At 74.2% G+C, this 17,371-nt stretch carries 17 protein-coding genes; 5 read left to right on the top strand and 12 right to left on the bottom strand.

Annotated features, from left to right (window positions below; all coding sequences use genetic code 11):
- The first annotated feature begins 2 nt into the window (after window positions 1-2).
- Window positions 3-1,139 (top strand): L,D-transpeptidase family protein, encoded by a 1,137-nt coding sequence (locus tag AMOR_RS14455; protein WP_248362419.1) that lies wholly within the window; start codon window positions 3-5, stop codon window positions 1,137-1,139.
- A gap of 9 nt (window positions 1,140-1,148) precedes the next feature.
- Here the strand turns inward: AMOR_RS14455 and AMOR_RS14450 are convergent, their stop codons facing one another.
- Complete coding sequence (locus AMOR_RS14450; RefSeq protein ID WP_248362415.1) at window positions 1,149-1,583, bottom strand: hypothetical protein; 435 nt, start codon at window positions 1,581-1,583, stop codon at window positions 1,149-1,151.
- 151 nt (window positions 1,584-1,734) lie between these two features.
- Between AMOR_RS14450 and tkt the strand changes: the two genes are divergently transcribed.
- Window positions 1,735-3,735, top strand: coding sequence for a transketolase (gene tkt, locus AMOR_RS14445; protein ID WP_248362412.1), 2,001 nt, complete (start codon window positions 1,735-1,737; stop codon window positions 3,733-3,735).
- A 150-nt stretch (window positions 3,736-3,885) separates the two neighbouring features.
- Here the strand turns inward: tkt and AMOR_RS14440 are convergent, their stop codons facing one another.
- The 4 genes from AMOR_RS14440 to AMOR_RS14425 form a co-directional block, all read right to left on the bottom strand.
- Entirely contained in the window at window positions 3,886-4,224 is a 339-nt protein-coding gene (locus AMOR_RS14440) for a LuxR C-terminal-related transcriptional regulator (RefSeq protein ID WP_248362409.1), read from the bottom strand.
- Window positions 4,225-4,545: 321 nt separating this feature from the next.
- Window positions 4,546-5,898, bottom strand: coding sequence for a S1 family peptidase (locus AMOR_RS14435; RefSeq protein WP_248362406.1), 1,353 nt, complete (start codon window positions 5,896-5,898; stop codon window positions 4,546-4,548).
- A gap of 11 nt (window positions 5,899-5,909) precedes the next feature.
- The gene (locus AMOR_RS14430; protein WP_248362525.1) at window positions 5,910-6,887 is read right to left on the bottom strand and encodes an ABC transporter substrate-binding protein; all 978 of its coding nucleotides are present in this window, start codon (window positions 6,885-6,887) and stop codon (window positions 5,910-5,912) included.
- A gap of 2 nt (window positions 6,888-6,889) precedes the next feature.
- Window positions 6,890-7,786 carry a diguanylate cyclase gene (locus AMOR_RS14425; RefSeq protein WP_248362403.1) on the bottom strand — a complete coding sequence of 299 codons (897 nt, stop codon included), beginning with the start codon at window positions 7,784-7,786 and terminating at the stop codon, window positions 6,890-6,892.
- Between the two features lie 28 nt (window positions 7,787-7,814).
- On the opposite strand from AMOR_RS14425, the gene AMOR_RS14420 reads away from it, so the two are divergent.
- The gene (locus AMOR_RS14420) at window positions 7,815-9,524 is read left to right on the top strand and encodes an NAD+ synthase (protein ID WP_248362400.1); all 1,710 of its coding nucleotides are present in this window, start codon (window positions 7,815-7,817) and stop codon (window positions 9,522-9,524) included.
- Here AMOR_RS14420 and AMOR_RS14415 read toward each other — a convergent pair.
- A complete protein-coding gene (locus tag AMOR_RS14415; protein WP_248362397.1) occupies window positions 9,521-10,531 on the bottom strand; it encodes a hypothetical protein in 1,011 nt (336 codons plus the stop codon). The genes AMOR_RS14420 and AMOR_RS14415 overlap by 4 nt on opposite strands.
- A gap of 178 nt (window positions 10,532-10,709) precedes the next feature.
- Between AMOR_RS14415 and AMOR_RS14410 the strand changes: the two genes are divergently transcribed.
- Both AMOR_RS14410 and AMOR_RS14405 read left to right on the top strand, forming a co-directional pair.
- Window positions 10,710-11,486: a polyphosphate kinase 2 family protein gene (locus AMOR_RS14410; RefSeq protein ID WP_248362394.1), complete on the top strand. Its 777-nt coding sequence runs from the start codon at window positions 10,710-10,712 to the stop codon at window positions 11,484-11,486.
- Window positions 11,483-11,929 (top strand): hypothetical protein, encoded by a 447-nt coding sequence (locus AMOR_RS14405; RefSeq protein WP_248362391.1) that lies wholly within the window; start codon window positions 11,483-11,485, stop codon window positions 11,927-11,929. The genes AMOR_RS14410 and AMOR_RS14405 overlap by 4 nt, the downstream gene beginning before the upstream one ends.
- 161 nt (window positions 11,930-12,090) lie before the next feature.
- Here the strand turns inward: AMOR_RS14405 and AMOR_RS14400 are convergent, their stop codons facing one another.
- The 6 genes from AMOR_RS14400 to mutM all read right to left on the bottom strand — a co-directional run bounded on the left by AMOR_RS14400 (window position 12,091) and on the right by mutM (window position 17,357).
- Entirely contained in the window at window positions 12,091-12,300 is a 210-nt protein-coding gene (locus AMOR_RS14400) for a hypothetical protein (RefSeq protein ID WP_248362388.1), read from the bottom strand.
- 10 nt (window positions 12,301-12,310) lie between these two features.
- On the bottom strand, window positions 12,311-12,874 hold the full coding sequence (gene frr / locus AMOR_RS14395) for a ribosome recycling factor (protein ID WP_248362386.1): 564 nt from the start codon (window positions 12,872-12,874) through the stop codon (window positions 12,311-12,313).
- Window positions 12,875-12,891: 17 nt separating this feature from the next.
- Entirely contained in the window at window positions 12,892-13,647 is a 756-nt protein-coding gene (gene pyrH / locus AMOR_RS14390) for a UMP kinase (RefSeq protein ID WP_248362384.1), read from the bottom strand.
- An 82-nt stretch (window positions 13,648-13,729) separates the two neighbouring features.
- Window positions 13,730-15,478: a polynucleotide adenylyltransferase PcnB gene (gene pcnB, locus AMOR_RS14385; protein WP_248362381.1), complete on the bottom strand. Its 1,749-nt coding sequence runs from the start codon at window positions 15,476-15,478 to the stop codon at window positions 13,730-13,732.
- Between the two features lie 140 nt (window positions 15,479-15,618).
- Window positions 15,619-16,482, bottom strand: coding sequence for a ribonuclease HII (locus tag AMOR_RS14380; protein ID WP_248362379.1), 864 nt, complete (start codon window positions 16,480-16,482; stop codon window positions 15,619-15,621).
- Window positions 16,483-16,529: 47 nt separating this feature from the next.
- Window positions 16,530-17,357: a bifunctional DNA-formamidopyrimidine glycosylase/DNA-(apurinic or apyrimidinic site) lyase gene (gene mutM / locus AMOR_RS14375; RefSeq protein ID WP_248362375.1), complete on the bottom strand. Its 828-nt coding sequence runs from the start codon at window positions 17,355-17,357 to the stop codon at window positions 16,530-16,532.
- Window positions 17,358-17,371 lie beyond the last annotated feature (14 nt).

Here is a 17,371-nt window from a genome sequence, read left to right as displayed (position 1 = left end):
CCATGCGCCGCCTCCTCCTCGTCCTCCTCGCCGCCACCGGCGCCGCGTGCTTCTCGCACGATCGCGCCGAGCTGTACCGCGGCGCCGCGCTCTCGCTGTCGCGGCGGCCGACCGCCGCCTCTCCGGCGGCGGTCGCGCCGGGCGACTCGGTCGTCCTCCGGATGCAGCGCGAGGGCGGCTCGCTCCTCGAGGACGCCACGACCGGCCAGGGGCTCTACGTCGAGCTCGATCCCGCCCGCCTCCGCCCGGGCGCGACGCTCGCGCTCCCCGCGGACGCGCGGCGCATGCTCGCGTGGACCGCCGGCGCGGCCGGGGCCCGCGCCGCCGAGGACGCCGACGGCACCCTCGCGCTCGAGGACGTCTCCGCCGGCGAGGTGCGCGGTCGGCTCCGCCTCCGCTCCGCGGCGCTCGGGCTCCTCGTCGACCGCGAGGTCACGTTCCGCGCCGAGCCGCTTCCGCCGTCGCCGGCGGCGGTGGCGGTGCCGGACACGGCGCGCCAGCTCCTCGTCGTCGTCGCCGACGCGTGGGAGACGGCGGACGCCCGGGCCTACCGCTTCGAGCGCGACGCCGGCGGCCCCTGGCGGCTCGCCGGCCGTCCCGTCCGCGCGATGATCGGCCGGGGCGGCCTCGCGTGGGGGCTCGGGCTCCACCCCGACCCGCCGCCGCCCGGCCCGGTGAAGCACGAGGGCGACGGCCGCGCGCCGGCGGGCGCCTTCTCCATCGGCATCGCGTTCGGCGACGGCACGGTGCCCGAGCCGGAGGGCCGCCCGTTCCTGCTCACACGGCCGGAGTCGGTCTGCGTCGACGACCCCGCCTCGCCCCGGTACAACACCATCGGCCGCGAGGACCGCGAGCACCCGCCGCGGAGCGCGGAGCGGATGCTGCGCGACGACGGCCTCTACCGGATCGGCGTCGTCGTCGAGCACAACCACGCGCCCGCCGTCGCCGGCCGGGGCTCCTGCGTCTTCCTCCACGTCTGGCGCCGCCCCGGCGAGCCCACCTCGGGCAGCACCACGTTCGGTCCCGGAGACGCCGAGGTCATCGTCCCGTGGCTCGGCCCGGGCGCGGTCCTCGTGCAGCTCCCGCGCGCCGAGTACGAGGCGCTCGCCGGCGGGTGGCGGCTCCCGCCGTTGCCGTGAGGCGGACGGTCAGCCCCGCGCGTGGTCCCGCAGCCCGCGCGCGCGCACCGAGAGCGCGTCGGCGGGGTGCGCCGCGATCGCCGCCCGGGCGTCGTCGTCGAGCGCCGCGCCCGCGGCGCCCGCCTCGAGCCAGAGCTCCACGGCGCGCCGCCGCCACGCGAGGTCGCCTGCGGCGTCCCCCAGGTCACGGGCGATCTCGGCGCGCTCGAGCATGACGCGCGCGAGCACCGCCATCCGGACGGGCTCGCGCACGAGTCCGGCGAGGGTCGCCGCGTCGACCGACGCCGCCATGTGGAGATCGATGCCCGCGAGCCCGGACGCCGCGCCCGCGAGCTCCTTCACGGCGTCCTCGGTGCGCGCCTGCTTGCGGAGACCGGCCACGCGGGCGAGGGCCTGCGCCAGCTGCTCGACGATTCGGAGGATCCAGTCGCGTTGGAGGGACACGCCGTTATTCTACCGCCCCACGGGGTCGCGGACGCGCCACCGGACGCTCGGTCCGGGTCGCCCCACGCCCTGGCGGACGACGCCTTGCCCCCTTGTCATCCGAGGTCGGCTGGGCGATGTTCCGCATTTCTTCAGCCCTGAGGAGCATTCCTTGCCGAACGCGCGCCCCGAGCTCGTCGAGAAGGCGGTGAACACCATCCGCATGCTGGCCGCCGATGCGGTCCAGCAGGCGAACAGCGGCCACCCCGGCATGCCGATGGGCGCCGCGGACATGGCGTACGTGCTCTGGACGAAGCACCTCCGCTTCGATCCGAAGGAGCCGCGCTGGCTCGGGCGCGACCGGTTCATCCTGTCCGCCGGCCACGGCTCGATGCTGCTGTACTCGCTCCTCCACCTCTCGGGCTTCGACACGACGATCGAGGACCTGAAGAAGTTCCGCCAGCTCCACTCGCGGACCCCGGGCCACCCGGAGTTCGGGATGCTCCCCGGCGTCGAGGTGACGAGCGGCCCGCTCGGCCAGGGCTTCGCGAACGGCGTCGGCTTCGCGCTCGGCCAGGCGATGCTCTCCGCACAGCTCGGCCCGGGGAACCCGGTCGCCGACCACTTCGTCTACGCCATCTGCTCCGACGGCGACCTCATGGAGGGCGTCTCCTCCGAGGCGGCCAGCTTCGCCGGCCACCACAAGCTCGGGCGCCTCGTCTACCTCTACGACGACAACGGCATCACCATCGACGGCAAGACCTCCATCACGTTCGACGAGGACGTGACGAAGCGGTTCGAGGCCTATGGCTGGCAGGTCCAGCAGGTCGACGGGCACGACCGCGACGGCATCGACCGCGCCATCACGGCCGCGAAGGCGGAGCTCTCGCGCCCGAGCCTGATCCGCGTGAAGACGGTCATCGGCTGGGGCTCGCCGAACAAGGCCGGCAAGTCCTCCGCCCACGGCGCGCCGCTCGGGGTCGAGGAGGTCGAGGCCACGAAGAAGGCGCTCGGATGGCCGCTCGAGCCGAAGTTCCTCGTGCCCGACGACGTCCGCGCGCTCTGGGCCGAGGTCCAGGCGGAGAAGGCGACGCAGAAGGCGGCCTGGACGAAGGGCTTCGAGGCGTGGAAGGCCACGAACCCGCAGCAGGCGGCGCTCCTCGACGCGCACGTCGAGCGGTGGGTGCCGGAGCGGATCGTCGACCGGCTCACCGCCGACCTCCCCCTGCCCGACGCGACCCGGAAGCTCTCGCAGGCGATCCTCCAGAAGGCGGCGCCCATCGTCCCCGCGCTCGCCGGCGGGTCCGCCGACCTCGCCGAGTCGAACCTCACCGAGGTGAAGGGCGCGGGCTCCTTCGCGCCCGGAAGCTACGGCGGCCGCAACATCCACTTCGGCATCCGCGAGCACGCGATGGGCGCCATCGTGAACGGGATGGCCTACGACGGCCTCTTCATCCCGTACGCGGCGACGTTCCTCCAGTTCTCGGACTACATGCGGCCGGCGGTGCGCCTCGCGGCGCTCTCGAAGCTCCAGGTCATCTACCTCTGGACGCACGACTCGATCTTCCTCGGCGAGGACGGCCCGACGCACCAGCCCATCGAGCACCTCTCGGCGCTCCGCGCGATCCCGAACCTGCACGTGGTCCGCCCGGCGGACCCCGAGGAGACCGCGCTCGGCTGGGCGCACGCGCTCACGCGCCGCACCGGACCGACCGCGCTCGTCCTCACGCGGCAGAAGCTCGCGCCGGTGAGGCGCGCCGCCGGCGTCGACCGCGAGGCGATCCTGAGGGGCGGCTACGTCGTCGAGGCGCCCGCGAACGCCGGCTTCACGATCGTGGCGACCGGCTCCGAGGTCCCGCTCGCCCAGGCCGCGCTCGAGCTGCTCGCGAAGAAGGGCGTCCCCGGCCGGCTCGTGTCGGTGCCGTGCCTCGACTGCTTCCTCGAGCAGCCGCAGGCGTGGCGCGACCAGGTGCTGCCCCCGGCGCAGAAGGTGGTCGCGCTCGAGGCGGCGCGCGGCATCGAGTGGTGGCGGCTCGCCGGCAAGGACGGCCTCGTGATCGGAATCGATCGCTTCGGCGAGAGCGCGCCGGACAAGGCGCTCGCGGAGGAGTTCGGGTTCACGCCCGTGAAGGTCGCCGACCGCGTCGAGCGCTGGCTCGGCGGCGTGCGTTAGCGGTTCGGGGGAGGGAGCGCGCGCCGCGGCGGACCGACGCTGGGCGCTGCTGCTCGGATCTGTCGACTGCGCCCCCCCGGGCGGCGACCCCACGAGCCGATCGGCGGACCTTTCACGGTCCGTCGATCGGCATCCAGGGAAGTCCGTCGACTACCGGGCGACCACCGCGCTGGCGCTCGTCGCCGGCTGCGGCTGCGCCGGGGTCACCGGGCGCGGCTCGATGCGCTCGCCCTTCGCGAGCATCTTGAGCGAGAGCGACAGGAGGCTCGCGAGGAGCTCGCCGGAGCCCGGGACGTCGAGCTTGCGGTAGATCCGCTTGCGACGGGCGCGGATGGTCTCCGGCGAGACGCCGGCGGCGGCCGCGGAGTCCTTGCACGCGAACCCCTGGGCGATGCGGAGGACCTCGGCGCGCTCGGCCGGCGTGAGGCTCGTGCCCTCCATGAACTTCGCAGCGAACGGCGTCAGGATCTCGATATCGATCTGGGCCATCGTCTTTCCTTCCCCGGAAGGGCCCCGCTGAAGGGGGCTCGGCGCCGGTTCTTTCACGCGAACGCCCAAGCTGAAGCTGCCTTGTCGCACCCCTGCTTGGTCGGCCGTCACCGGCGATGGGGACGATAATAACGGCCCATCCGGTTGCCACCCCCCGCGCTCGAATTTTCGGGAAGCGACGACCATGACAGGAGAATTCCCCCCGTGATCCCAGGTGGGTACACGACTGAAGGACCCTGATGGGGCGTCCCACTCGGATTCAGTCCGACCCGCGAGGGCGACCGCCCCTGGCGCCGCTGGGTCGACCGCTTCCCACGCCCTCTACGGGGTAGAGCCGGACGCCTCGGCGCCCTTTCCAGAGCCTCCCGCGTGGGTTGTCGCGGAAGCGTCGGCGAGCCCCGGCGCGCCCGCATCGAGGGCGGCGAGGAGATCCGACTGTTCCTCCTGCCGTTCCCGGATGCGCACGGCGAGCCGCTCGAGCGTCCCGCGCGCGCCGCCCGCGGGCAGCTGCGCCTCCGCCGCTCGGTACGCGAGCACGAGCGCGAGCTGGGTCCGGAGCGCGGCACGGAGGTCGGCCGCGGCGCCGGTCGCGGCGTCGCCGCGCTCGCCGTCGAGCACGGTGGCGTGGATCCGGCCGGACAGAGGGAAGCCGGGATCGAGCAGCTCGTAGCGGAGCCCGTCGCCGGTCCGCGCGACCCGGACGACGCGCCCACCGAACGGGAACGCGATGGGCCCGGCCGCGAGCGCGGCCCGCAGCGCGGCGGGATCTGCCGCCGGCTCCGGCGCGACGGCGCGGGCCGCGGGCGCGACGCGGAGCTCGTCGAGCATGCGGCGGAGCTGATCCACCGCCACCACGACGTTCAGCCCCTGCGCGCCGCGGTAGCCGGCGTGGTACACGCCGACCAGCTCGGGCTCGCCGTTCTCGCACGACACCGCGAAGACCGGGCTGCCGGAGCTGCCGAGGTTGAGCAGCGCGTCGACCGCGAAGTCCTCGTGATCCCAGCCGCGCTCGAGGTCTCGCTGCCCGACCCCGATGACCTTGCCCGAGTTCGCCGCCGGGAACGCGCCGAGCGGATAGCCGCGGGCGAGGACGGCGTTCCCGACGCGCAGCTCCGCCGAACGCCCGAACGCGTACGGCATGAGGTGGAGCGGCCGCGAGGAGGCGAGCACGGCGAGGTCGAGGCGCTCGTCGGCGACGACGGGCGCGAGCACCGGCTGGTCCGGGCCGTCCGGCTCCGCCTCCGACGACACGATCCGGACCTCCTCCCGGACCTTCCGCGCGCCGGGCGGGACGCCGTCCAGGTCGACCCCCTCGCCGGTCACCTCGGGGAACTCGGTGACGTGGTCGTTCGTCGCGACGAGCCAGCGCGCGCCGTCCTTCCGGTACGCGAAGCCGGTGCCGTGGCGGACCTTGCGGTGGTAGAGGCGGCGGAGGCGGCCGCCCTTCCCGTACGACAGCTGCTCGTAGACCGCGGTGGCGCGGAGGCAGTAGACCCAGTCGGCGGCGGGGCGGGCCTCGCGCGTCCGGGCGTCCGCCCTCATCACCGCGAGCGTGTCGGCGTAGCGCCCCGCGCAGAGCGCCGCGCGCGGCCGATCGCCGGCGCGGGCGGACTGGACGTCGGGCGCGAGGACGAGCAGCGCGAGCAGCGCACGCGCTGCGGAGGCGGGTTGCATCGGCGGTGAAGCTAGGGGCGCGCGGCGGGCGGGGCGACGCCCGGAGCGTCCTCGAACCCCTCCGGCCACCTCTCCAGGGACGACCGGAGCCGCTGCACCTCGTCCGCGAGCGCCTCCCAGTCGAGGGGCAGCGCCACGAGGTTCGTCGCGGGCTCGACCCCCACGGGGACCGGCACGCCGCCCCGCAGCGGCAGGAGCCCCGGCGCGCGCGCCACGAGCACCGCCTCGGCGCGCTCGCTCGCGAGCCACGCGAGGAGCGCCGCCGCGCCGGGGCCGGCGCCCGCGAGCGCCGCCGCGGCGGTCGGGAGCACGACCGCGCCCCGGCCGCCCTGGTCCGGATAGACCACCTGGAGCGCCGCCGCGCTCGCCGCCCCGGCGGCGCCGTCCTGCGACCCGGCCAGCCCGACGCCGGCGCGGCCGGTCGCGACCGCGACGCGCACCTCCGCATCGGAGCCGACCACGAGCGGCTCGTTCCGGGCGAGGAGGCGCAGGAGCCTCCGCGCGCTCGGCTCGCCGTACGTGAGCGCGAGGGCGGCGACCGTCACCGGGCCGGCGCCGCGGCCGGGATGCGCGAGCACGATGCGGCCTCGGAGCCGGCGGTCGGCGAGGTCGCGGTAGCTCCGGGGCTGCTCGGGCAGCGGGCCGCGCGCGAGGAGGAGCACGCGGGCGCGGGCGCCGACCGGGACGAACCGGCGCGCCGGATCCCCGAACCGCGCGTCCACACCGGCGGAGTCGGGCGCGCTCCCCGGCACGAGGCGCGACTCGAGGGCGAGGAGCGCGGCAGGATCCGACGCCCACACGACCTCGGCGTCCTCGGCGCGCGCGACGAGCGTCACGCGGGCGATCCCGAAGCGCGCGGCGGCATCGCGGAGCACGTCGGCCGGGAGGTCCGGGGCGACGTGGACCTTCACCTCCGGAAGCGCGGGCGCGGAGCGGGCGCACCCCGCCGCGAGCGCGCAGGCGAGGGCGGCGGTCTGGAGCCGGCCCATCGTCACCCGAGCACGATCCGGTCGCGGCGGGGCGGCGGCTCGGCGGGGACGGCGCGGTCGCCTCCCTCGGCCCGCGCCCGCGTGAGGGCCTCGGCCGCGCGCTTCACGAGCATGCCGAAGGAGACCGTCCCGCCGCCCTCGTGCCCCGCGACGCCGGCGCTCGCCGTGACCGCGACGTCCGCCTTGCGGTCGCGGATCTTCGCGCAGAGGCGTCTCGACACCTGCAGCGCACCCTCTGCCTTGGTGTGCGGCATGAGCACGACGAAGCGCTCCTCGGCGAACGGCGCGACGAGATCGATGTCCCGCACCGACGCCGTGAGCAGCCCGAGCACGTCGGCGAGGAGCGCGGCGCGCCCCGCCCTGTCGACCTTGGCGAGCACGTCGGGCCACCGGTCCACCGCGACGAGCGCGAGCGCGACGGGGTAGCCGTAGCGCTTCGAGCGCTTCACCTCGAGGAGGAGGAGCTTCTTCAGGAAGTCGAGGCCGGCCTCGCCGCCGCGCGCGCGCTCCGCGGCCGTGGCCTCGAGGGCCTGCGCCCGGCGCGCCTCGGTCCGGAGCTTCTCCGCGAGCCGGCAGGTGCCGGCGACCGACGCGGCCGTGAGCGGCCCGACGAGCACGCCGTCCGCGCCGAACGCCCCGGGGTGCCGGCGGGCCTCGTCCTCGTCGAAGAAGAGCGCGATGACGGGGAGGAGCGGATCGGCGGCGCGGAGCGCGTCCACCACCGCGGGGGCGCCGTCGTTTCCGCGGACGATCGCGGCGAAGTGGCGGTCGGCATCGAGCCGCGCCGCCGCCTCCGCGGGCGCCACCGGATCGACGACGAAGCCGGTCCCCTCGAGATCGCGGCGGAGCGCGGTCACCACGTGCTTCGACTGTTCCGCGACGAGGATGCGGCGCGCCATGCGGGCGCTAATGTAACATCCTCTCCGCATGGCTCCATCGGCCCGCATCGCGCTCGCGCAGGTGAACACGACGGTGGGCGACTTCGCCGGCAACGCCGCGAAGATCCGCGCCGCCACCGAGCGGTCCCGGGCGGCCGGGGCCTCGCTCGTCGTCTTCCCGGAGCTGGCGCTGTCGGGGTATCCGCCGCGCGACTTCCTCGATCTCCCCGAGTTCCTGGACCGCGCCCGCCGGACGCTCGCGGAGCTCGCCGAGCCCGCCGCGTGGTCGCACGGCGTCGCGGTGGTCGTCGGGTTCCCGGAGGCGCCGGAGGGGGCGCCGCCGCCGGGGGTGTACAACGCGGCCGCGCTGATCTCCGGGGGCCGCGTCGCCGCCATCGGGCGGAAGTCGCTCCTCCCCACCTACGACGTCTTCGACGAGACCCGCTACTTCCTGCCGTCGACCTCGACCACGGCCGCCGAGCCGCCCGAGGGGCTCGCGCTGAAGCTCGGGCTCTCGATCTGCGAGGACGTCTGGAACGACAAGCGGTTCTGGGTCCGGCCGCGGTACGCGCGGGACCCCATCGCCGAGCTCGTGACGGCCGGCGCCGGGCTCGTCGTGAACGTCTCCGCGTCCCCCTACAGCATCGGCAAGCCCGCCCTGCGCGAGCGGATGCTCGGCGCGTCGGCGCGGAGCCACGCGGCCCCCATCGCCTACGTGAACCAGGTCGGCGGCAACGACGCGCTCCTCTTCGACGGCGGCTCGATGCTGGTGGGGAAGGACGGCGCGGTCGTCGCCCGGGCGCCCCTGTTCGTCGAGGCGCTCGTCGTCGTCGACCTGCGCACCGGCGCCTCCGAGGTGCTCGGCCTCGACGGCGCGCCGCTCCCGCCCGCCGGCCCGCCGCCGGCCGACGTCGTGGCGGACGAGGTCTTCCAGGCGCTCGTGCTCGGCGTCCGCGACTACGTGCGGAAGTGCGGCTTCCGCACGACCGTCGTCGGGCTCTCCGGCGGCATCGACTCCGCGCTCACCGCCTGCATCGCGGCGGCCGCCGTCGGGCCGGAGAACGTGCTCGGGGTCGCCATGCCCTCGCGCTACAGCTCGGATCACTCCCGCGAGGACGCGGCGGCGCTCGCGGCGAACCTCGGGATCCGCTTCCAGGAGATCTCCATCGAGCCGATGCACGCGGCGTTCATGGGCCAGCTCGAGCGCGCCGAGGGGCGCCCCCTCGGCGACCTCGCGGAGCAGAACGTGCAGGCCCGCATCCGCGGGCAGATCCTGATGGCCCTCTCCAACGACACCGGCGGGCTCGTCCTCTCGACGGGCAACAAGAGCGAGCTCGCGGTCGGGTACTGCACCCTCTACGGCGACATGGCGGGCGGCCTCGCGGTGATCGGCGACGTCCCGAAGACGCTCGTGTACCGCGTCTCGCGCGCGGCGAACGGCCGCGCCGGACGGACGCTCATCCCGGAGCGCACGTTCACGAAGCCGCCCTCGGCGGAGCTGAAGCCCGGCCAGGTGGACCAGGACTCGCTGCCGCCGTACGAGGTCCTCGACGACATCCTGCAGGCGTACGTCGAGGAGCGGCTCCCGCTCACGGCCATCGTCGCGCGCGGCCACGACGAGGCGACGGTCCGGCGCGTGCTCCGGATGGTCGTCGCGAGCGAGTACAAGCGCCGGCAGGCGGCGCCGGTGCTGAAGGTCTCGGAGAAGGCGTTCGGCGAGGGGCGGCGGTTCCCGATCGCCCACGGGTACCGGTACTAGCGACCCCCGCCCTGGAACCGGACCGCGCGGAAGTACGCTGCGGCCTCCTCGGGGGCGACGGTCCCGGGCGGCCCCAGCAGCTGGAGCACCAGCGGCCCCTGGTCGAGGATCACGACACGCATGAACGCGTCGAGGCCGGCGACCTGCGTCCGGAACTCGCGGGCGGGGTGGCCGCCCACCTGCACGTCACGGCCATCGGAGAGCGCGCCCGCCTTCCGCTCGATCCCCGTCACGACGGCGTCGAGCATCGCCTTGCGGTCCTTCAACGTGGTCGCGCGGAACGAGTGGAACGTGGCGATCTCGACGCGGAGGCCACCGTGCGAGCGCGCCGCGACGAGCCGTCCCGCCGGAGCGCCCTCGCCCCCCGCGATCTCCGACCGCTCCGGCTCGCCGTGCATCTCCAGCGTGACGTGGGCCTCCGGAAAGCTCACCCGCTGCGCGGCCGCCGCCCGCGGCGGATCCGGGATGCCGGGGCCGACGAGCCCGAAGCTCTCGAAGAACGGCTCCGCCTCGAGCTCCACCTTCTCGGCGGGCCCCGTGGCGAGCAGCATGTAGAAGCGCGCGTCGCGGAGGAACATGCGGCCTTCCACGACGCGGCCGTCCTGCCGGACGATGTGGAACGCGCGCCCGGGCAGGCCGGCGAAGCGCAGCGGCTCCTGCTTCAGGCCCCGATCGTCCGCCTTCCCCATGCCCCTCAGCTCGTCGTCGAACACCCGGTCCGGCGCGACCTTCGCCTCGGCGAAGTGATCGCACCAGCCCACCACCGCGCCGACCGACTTGTCCGGCGTCGGTGCCGCGGCGAAGTGCAGCCGAACGCCGCTCTTGCCGGCGTCGAGGCTCTCGGACGGCTTGCCGGGGAACCGGACCTCGTACCCGCCGGCGTCGGAGCGGAAGGCCACTCCCGGAGAGCTCGCGGCGCGCGGAGCCCCGCCGGCGTGGCCGGCGGCGCAGTGGACGAGGAACGGCGCGAGCACCAGGAGGGCGCGCACGATCGAGCGGGCGGACATCCCGTGATAGTACCACCCGGCGGTCCCCCGGACGGCCGGGACCGGACATGTCGCATGGTGTGCTGAGGTGCGCCCGCATCGCGACCACCTGAGATCACGCTGGGTGAATCCAGGAACCCGGCTGGATACTCGTCTGGGAGCGGCCTCGCCGCGGGTGCGGTGCTAGGCTCATCGCGTCATGGCCGCCGATCGCGGCGCCCTCGTCCCGGGCGCGCTCACGTTCGAACTCCATCCACCGGGCACGATCTCGCTCGAGGACGTCGATCTGTCCGAGAAGATCGACGAGCAGGAGTACGAGAAGCGCGTCGTGAAGCTGCAGGAGCGCGCCTACGCGCTGCAGGTGAAGAACTTCCTCGACGGCGGGCGCGCGATCGTCGTGTTCGAGGGCTGGGACGCCGCCGGGAAGGGCGGGGCCATCAAGCGGCTCACGACGCTCATGGACCCGCGCGGCTACAAGGTCTGGCCCATCGGCGCGCCGAACGAGGCGGAGCGGGAGCACCACTGGCTGTGGCGCTTCTGGACGCGGCTCCCGGGCACCGGCGAGCTCGCCGTCTTCGATCGGAGCTGGTACGGCCGCGTCCTCGTCGAGCGCGTCGAGAAGATCGCCGCGAAGGCGGCGTGGAGGCGCGCGTACGACGAGATCAACGCCTTCGAGCGCACGCTCACGGCCGACGGCGTGCGGATGGTGAAGTTCTTCCTCCACATCGACCGGAAGACCCAGCTGAAGCGGTTCGAGGAGCGGGAGACCGATCCCGTGAAGCGCTACAAGCTCGGGCCGGAGGACTGGCGGAACCGGAAGAAAGCGCCCGCCTACGAGAAGGCCATCATCGACATGCTGGACCGGACGCACCGCCCCGACGCGCCGTGGGTCGTCGTGCCGTCGAACGACAAGCACGCGTCCCGGCTGCAGGTGCTGCAGACCGTCATCGACCTCCTCGAGGGCAAGCTCCCGTGAGAACTCCGCTCCTGTCGGCGCTCCTGTTCCTGCACGTGCTCTTCGCCGCCGCGTGGCTCGGCGCAGCCCTCTGGATGCCGGGCGACGTCCGCCGGACGCTCGCGCGGGGCCGGCCCTGGGTGGACGCGCTCGCGGCGCGCGCCGCCCCCGCGCTCGGGCTCGACCTCGGCGCCGGCGTCGGCACCATCGTGACGGGGCTCGCGGTCTGGGGCGTCGAGGGCTTCGGCCACCGCACGGGCATCGAGCTCGGGCTCGCGGCGTCCCTCGCCCGCGTGATCCTGACCGTCGTCGCGATCCGCCCCGCGTGGGCGGCGGTGCAGGCCGCCGTCGCGGGGACCGGCGACCTCGTCGCGGCCGATGGGCCGGCGCGGCGCCTCGGCATGCTCGCCGGCATCGCGCACACGCTCTGGCTCGTGGCGCTCGCCGGGATGATCTTCGGGTAGCGTGCGTCGGGGCGCGCCTCCCGCCCCGGTCGCCGGCGCGCGCCTCCCGCCCCGGTCGCCAGCGCGCGCCTCCCGCCCCGGTCGCCAGCGCGCGTCGCCCTCACCGGTCGCCCTGAGCGTAGCGCCCGCGCAGCGGGCGCGGAGTCGAAGGGCGTCTCGGCTCAGCCGATGCGGAGCACGGCCGCGAGCACGAGCCAGAGCGGCACGCCGACGAGGAGCAGCGCGACCCAGGTCGCCTGGAGCGTGCGGCGGCGGCGGTCCGGCAGGTCGGCGCGGTGCGCCACGACGCGGATGGCGCCGGCGGCGTACGCGATGAGGAGGACGGGCCCGTAGATTGCGAGGGCCTTCCCGAGCGGCGGGAGGGAGAACACCGGCAGGTCCTCAGACCTGCATCACGTCCTTCTCCTTCGCGGCGACGATCTCGTCGATCTTCTTCACGCCGTCATCGGTCGCCTTCTGCATCTTCTCGAGCGCCTTCTTCGCGTCGTCGGCGGCGATGTCGCCGTCCTTCTCCGACGCCTCGATGAGCTCCTTCGCGTCGCGGCGCTCGTTCCGGATGGCGATCTTGTGCTCCTCGCCCTTGTGCTTCACCTGCTTCACGATCTCCTTGCGGCGCTCCTCGGTGAGCGGCGGGATCGGGACCCGCACGAGGTCCTTGTCGCTCATCGGGTTCACGCCGAGGTTCGCGTCCCGGATCGCCTTCTCGATCACCGGGATCATGTTCTTCTCCCAGGGCTTCACCATGATGAGGCGGGCCTCGGGGACGGAGAGCGTCGCGACCTGGTTCAGCGGCGTCGGCGTGCCGTAGTAGTCGACCTTCACGTTGTCGAGCAGGTGCAGCGACGCGCGGCCGGTGCGGACGGCGGAGAGGTCGTGCCGGAGCTGATCGAGGGTCTTCGCGATCCGGTCGTTCAGGTCCTTCAGGATGTCGTCGGCGACGCTCATGAGCGGCTCCTTCGCGCCTACGCGCTCTTCGCGTTCGGGCGCCCCACGGTGGTCCCGATCTCCTCGCCGAGCACGACCTTCCGAACGTTGCCGCGCTGGGTGAGGTCGAACACGATGATGGGGAGGTCGTTGTCCATGCAGAGGGAGATGGCGGTCGAGTCCATCACCTTGAGGTTCTTCTTCAGCACGTCGATGTAGCTGAGCTGCTTGAACTTCACCGCGGTCGGGTTCTTCTTCGGGTCGTCGCTGTAGACGCCGTCGACCTTCGTCGCCTTGAGGAGCACGTCCGCGTGGATCTCCATGGCGCGGAGCGAGGCGGCGGTGTCGGTGGTGAAGTAGGGGTTGCCGGTGCCGGCGGCGAAGATGACGACGCGGCCCTTCTCGAGGTGGCGGATCGCGCGCCGGCGGATGTACGGCTCCGCGACCTGGTGCATCTCGATGGCGGACTGGACCCGGGTCGGGACCCCGATCTTCTCCATCGCGTCCTGGAGCGCCATCGAGTTGATGACGGTGGCGAGCATCCCCATGTAGTCGGCCGAGGAGCGGTCCATCCCCTCCGTGGCGCCGGAGACGCCGCGGAAGATGTTTCCGCCGCCGATCGTGAGGGCGACCTGGACGCCCAGGTCCACGATGTCCTTCACGTCCTGGGCGATGCTGGCGAGCGTCTTCGGCGAGATCCCGTACTTCCCGTCCCCCATCAGCGCCTCGCCCGAGAGCTTGAGGAGGATTCGCTCGTAGCGCGGCTTCGAATGCGGGACTTTGTCGCTCGCCATGGTCGGCGGGTTGTACCGGGCGCGGTGGGGGCGGTCAAGGCGCCGCTGTTCCCGGGCTTTCCCCGACCGCCCGGCCGGCCCGTCATTCCCCGCCGGCGGCCACCGGAGGCGGAGCGCCCCCTTCAGGATTCTCCGCGGTGACGCCGCGACGGCGACGGCGACGGCCGCCGCGGCGGCGACGCCTGCGCCGGCCACCCGGGTGCGCGCCCTCGCCGCCGGCCGCGCCGTCCGGCCCGGGCCGTCCGGCGGCGCCGGTCCCGGCCTCGAGCTCGGCCGCGACCTCGACGACGCCCTCTTCGGCCTCGTCGCCGGCCTCGTGCTCGCCGGCGGCCGCGTCGCCCTCCAGCAGCTCGGCGACCTCGGCCTGCGCCTCGGCCTCCACCGCGACGGCGTCCCGCGGCGGGCGGGTCCCGGTACGGCCCTCGCGACCGGCCTCGCCGCGGTGCGCGCCGCGGCCCTGGCCGTGGCGCGGGTGCTCGCCGGGCTCGCCGGCGTGCGGCGTCTCGTCGTCGGACCCGCGGAACCGCTCGAGGATCTCCGCCCCCTCTCCGGTGGCGCCGACGCTGATCTCGAGGAGCTGGAGCGCGTCCTGGAAGTACACCTGGCCCGCGAGGCCGCGGCCCCGGCGGCGCTTCTTCTTCGGCGGCTCCCGGAACATGCGCTGCCCGTTGAGCGCGAGCCGCGTCCGCTCCGCGATCTTCCGCGGCAGCCGCGACGTCTGCACGAGCGAAGCGAGGAACGCCTCCGCCTCCGCGAAGCGGGGCGCGTGCGGGTTCGCGGGGCGCGCGCCCGGCTCCGCCGGCGCGTCCTCGCGCGGCGCGGGGGCGAGGTGCATGAGGAGCGCGCCCAGGAGGACCGCCTCCGAGACGTCCTCGCTGGAGCGCACGAGCCGATCGAGCGCGGCGAGGTGGGCGAAGAAGCCCTTCCGGCGGGGCTCGCTCCAGGAGTCGAGCGCCATCCCGACCGCGGGGAGGATCACCTGGAGCGCGCCGCACGCCCGCATGAGCTCGAAGGCGCGAGCGGAGCCGCCGCAGCGGAGTACCTTGAAGATCTCCTCGAGCACGCGCGCCGGCGCGCAGCGAGCGAGCTCGCCGGCGTGGCGCCGCATCGCCTCGAACGTGTCCGGCGCGATAGTGAAGCCGAGCCGGGACGCGAAGCGGATGGCACGGAGCGACCGGACGGGATCCTCGCGGATGCGGATCTCGGGGTCGCCGATGGTCGCGATGCGGTGCGCCTCGAGATCGGCGCGCCCGCCCACGTAGTCGATCACCTCGCCGGTGGCGACCTCGTAGAAGAGCCCGTTCACCGTGAAGTCGCGGCGGACCGCGTCCTCCTCGGCGGTGCCGAAGACGTTGTCCCGGGTGATGAGCAGGTCGCCCGCCGCGTCGCCGCCCTCGGCGATGTCCTCCGCGAGGTCGGTCGGGTTCTTCCGGAAGGTCGCGACCTCGATGACCTTGCCGCCGCGGAAGTAGACGTGGGCGAGCCGGAAGCGCCGGCCGATGAGGCGGCAATTCCGGAAGATCGCGCGGACCTCGCCGGGATGCGCGTCGGTGGCGACGTCGAAGTCCTTCGGCTTCGCGCCGAGGAGCAGGTCGCGTACGCAGCCGCCCACGAAGTACGCCTTGTGGCGCATGTGGCGGAGGCGCGCGATGACCTTCAGCGCGTCCTGGTCGAGCCGGTCCACCGGGATCTCCGGCGGGTGCTCGGGAGGGGGATCGTCGGGGGGATCCAGCGCCAGGCCCGGTGGAGGGCGGCGCTCGCGGGTCTCTTCGTCGAGGTCTGCTGCGGAGAAGGCCTGGTCGCGGAGGTCGGAAGGGGATCGCTCGTGCATGTCGTCGCCGGATCGGGGGGCGCCCTCGCCGGGGGAGATCCTCGGAGGAGGGAACGCGCCTGCACCGTCGGGCTCGTCCTTCCGGTCGTTCTAGCGACTGAGCGCCTCTGCGTCAAATGCCGTGCCGAGATCCGGCTGCGTCATTCGACCTCGTCCTCGACGATCTCGACCGGGACGGCGGGCGCTCCGAAGAGGTCCCCCTGCACCGGCTCGAGGCCGAGCGCCTGCCGCACCGGGGCGAAGGAGCGGCGATGGATGGGGCACGCCCCGAGCCTCCGCAGCGCGTCGAAGTGCTCGGCGGTCGGGTAGCCCTTGTGACGGGCGAAGCCGTACCCGGGGTGAATTCCGTCGAGCTCGCGCATGAGGGCGTCGCGGGTGGTCTTCGCGAGGATCGAGGCGGCCGCGATCGTGAGCGACAGCGCGTCGCCGTGGACGATCGGCGTCTGCGGGAGCGGCAGCTCCGCGAGCTTTCGCGCGTCGACGAGGACGTGCTCGGGGCAGGTCGCGAGCCCCCGCACCGCGCGCGTGAGCGCGAGGAGCCCGGCCCGGTAGATGTTCAGGCGATCGATCTCGTCCACCTCGGCGCGCGCCGTCGCCCAGCAGATCGCGTTCCGGCGGATGTCCTCCGCGAGCCGCTCGCGCTCGCAGCGGTCGAGCTGCTTCGAGTCGTCGATCCCCCGGGGACGGTAGTCGTGCGGCAGGATGCAGGCGCCTGCCACGACCGGGCCGGCGAGCGGCGCCATGCCCGCCTCGTCCACGCCCGCCACGTGGACGACGCCCCGCTCCCAGAGCTCGGTCTCGAACCGGAGCAGGTGCCGGAGCCGCTGCCCCTCCGCGCGGTTCTCGTGCCGGCGCTTCAGGACGAGGCGGAGGATCTCGCGGGCGCCCGCCCGCGGATCGACCGCGAGCGCCGCCTCGCACGCCTCGCCGAGCGGCTCGCCGCGATCCAGGAGCCGGACGCGGAGCTCGGTCACGGACAGGCGGGCGAGGTCCTCGGGACGCATCCCGCGCGAGTCTACCGTCGGGAGCGTGGGCGGAGGCAAGTGCCGCGCTACTTCTGGCAGCGCGGGCAGAAGAACGTCGACCGCTGCGCCTGCACCACCCGGACGATCCTCCCCTTCTTGCACCGCGGGCAGGGCTCGCCCTCACGCGCGTAGACGAGGAACGGGTTCTCGCCCCCCTCCTCGACGTAGGTGATCTCCGGGCCCTCCTGCCGCGCGATGCCCTCGCGCATCGCCTCGATGACGGTTCCGGCGAGCCGCCTCGCCTCGGCACGGGAGAGGTCGTTCGCCTTGCGGCGCGGGTCGATCTTCGCGCGGAAGAGCGCCTCGCTCGCGTAGATGTTGCCGACGCCGGGGAGGATCGCCTGGTCCATGATCCGGACCTTCACCGGCAGCCGCGAGCGCCCGAGCGCCTCGGCGAGGACGTCGACGTCGATCCCGTGCTCGAGCGGATCGCGGCCGAGCTTGGCCACCTCCGGGACCTCGTGGAAGCGCGCCGCGGGGACGACGCGCAGGCGCCCGAACAGGCGCAGGTCGTCGAAGTGCAGCACGGAGCCGTCGTCGAGGTGCAGCCGCGCGCGGGAGAAGCGCGTGGGCGGGTCGCCCTCCTCGCGCCGGAGCCACTTCCCGGTCATCCCGAGGTGGACGAGGAGCCCCACCGGCGCCGCGTCCTTCTCGAGCGCGACGAGGAGGTGCTTCCCGATGCGGCGGACCTCGCCGAACCGCGCGCCCGCCACCGCGGCGGCGAAGGACGCCGGTGTCGCGGGCCGGAAGATCCGCTTCGCCTTCGCATCCGGATCGGCGCGTACGAGGGTCCGCCCCTCCGTCCAGCCGCGGAGGTTCCGCGCGGCGATCTCGACCTCGGGGAGCTCGGGCACGCTCGCTTCCTCTC

Source organism: Anaeromyxobacter oryzae, assembly GCF_023169945.1.
GTDB lineage: Bacteria > Myxococcota > Myxococcia > Myxococcales > Anaeromyxobacteraceae > Anaeromyxobacter > Anaeromyxobacter oryzae.
Note: the sequence above shows the minus strand (reverse complement) of the source record. Positions and strands in the feature narration are given on the sequence as shown.